This window comes from Azospirillum sp. B506, from assembly GCF_000333595.1.
GTDB lineage: Bacteria > Pseudomonadota > Alphaproteobacteria > Azospirillales > Azospirillaceae > Azospirillum.
In genome coordinates this window covers 1-1,510 of record NZ_BADK01000140.1, presented here as the reverse complement: position 1 = coordinate 1,510, position 1,510 = coordinate 1, and the positions used below count along the sequence as shown (strand labels likewise).

Genomic DNA, 1,510 nt, shown 5'->3' with positions numbered 1-1,510 from the left:
CAAGACCTTGGCCCACGCGCTGCAACGCCTGTCTTTCCGGCCGCTCGACGGCCGCATCACCGACGTGCGCGATGCCGCCCAGCTGTTCGGCTTCGTCAATGAATGGTGCTTCGACGAGGATCGGGTGCGGCGGCGCTTCCGCGAACTGGCGCCGGTCTATCATCCCGACACCGGCATCGTCGCCTGCCGCGAGCGGATGGGCCAACTGATCGATGCCCGCAACCTGCTGGTCCACCATGTCCGCAGCGTCTACGGTTCCGGCGACTGGATGGCGCGGCGGGGTGGACCCTCCGCCTGAGCTTCGCTGTCCGAAAGCGCCTTTCAGCCGGCCAGCCCGATCGCCTCCTCGACGATCGCCTGATCCATCATGGTGCCGGTCAGGTCGGCCCCGGTCAGGTCGGCGCCGGTGAGATCGGCCTCGCTGAGGTCGGCCCCGGTCAGGTCGGCGCCGGCCAGATTGGCGCCGGCAAGGTTGGCCTTGCGCAGATCGGCCTTGCGCAGCAGCGCCATGCCCAGCCGGGCCCGCTGCAAATTCGCGCGCCAGACATGGCCGCTCATCGTCTGGATATGGACGGGGCCGAGCTGGGCGCCGCTGAGGTCGGCGCCGGTCAGGGTGGCACGCTCGAAATTCACGCCGCGCAGATCGGCGTTCGACAGGTCGGCCTTGCGCAGGTCGGCCAGCGACAGGTCGGCAATCGCCATCGCCGCCCCCGACAGATTGGCGCCGCGCAGCGCGATGCATTGCAGGATCGCCGCCGACAGATTGATGCCGTCCAGCTTCCGCCCGGACAGGTCCAGAGCCGACAAGTCGGCGCGCTTGCCGGCCTTGCCGCCGCTGTCGATCCAGGACAGATGCTCCATCAGCATCTCGCGCAGGTCGTCTTCCGGATTGTCCAGCGTCTTGGCCAGCACCGCCGCCTGCAGGTTGGGGGACCGCATCTGCGCGGCGTCCAGGATGGCACCGATCAGGGTGGCGCCGCTGAAATTGGTGCGGTTGATGGCGCAGCCGGTCATCACCGCCCCGGACAGCCGGGCGCCCGACAGGTTCGCCTCCGTCAGGTCGGCGTCGGTCAGGTCGCAGCCGGTCAGGTTGGAGCCGGTCAGGTTGGCGCGCATGAACTTGGTGCCGCGCAGGATGGCGTCGGTCAGGTCGGTCTGCATGACGAAGGCATTGGCGACCTTCGCCCGCGACAGATCGGCACCGCGGATGGTCGCCGCCGTCAACTCCGACGTCAGGACGGAGTCCTCATACTCGTGGGCATACATCCCGCCGCTGGTGTCGTAATGCAGCAGCGTGCCGTCGCGCAGGTCGACCTCCACCAGCGTCGCGTCGCTCAACACCGCGCCGCGCAGGCAGGCGCCGCGCAGGTCGGCCCGGCGCAGATCGGCCTTTTCCAGGTTGGCCAGCCGCAGGTCGGCGGCATAGAGGTTGGCGTTGGCGAGGTTGGCACCGGTCAGCCGGGCACTGAACAGCTTGGCGCCCGACAGGTCGGCTCCGACAGGTCATGCC

The 1,510-nt window shown here is 69.0% G+C and carries 1 protein-coding gene and 1 pseudogene; one reads left to right on the top strand and one right to left on the bottom strand.

Annotation, left to right across the window (positions count from 1 at the left end; all coding sequences use genetic code 11):
• Positions 1–298: pseudogene (locus I71_RS05185) on the top strand (hypothetical protein); the annotation flags it as partial.
• 23 nt (positions 299–321) lie between these two features.
• Here the strand turns inward: I71_RS05185 and I71_RS05180 are convergent.
• Positions 322–1,488 (bottom strand): pentapeptide repeat-containing protein, encoded by a 1,167-nt coding sequence (locus I71_RS05180; protein WP_280109856.1) that lies wholly within the window; start codon positions 1,486–1,488, stop codon positions 322–324.
• Positions 1,489–1,510: the final 22 nt, after the last annotated feature.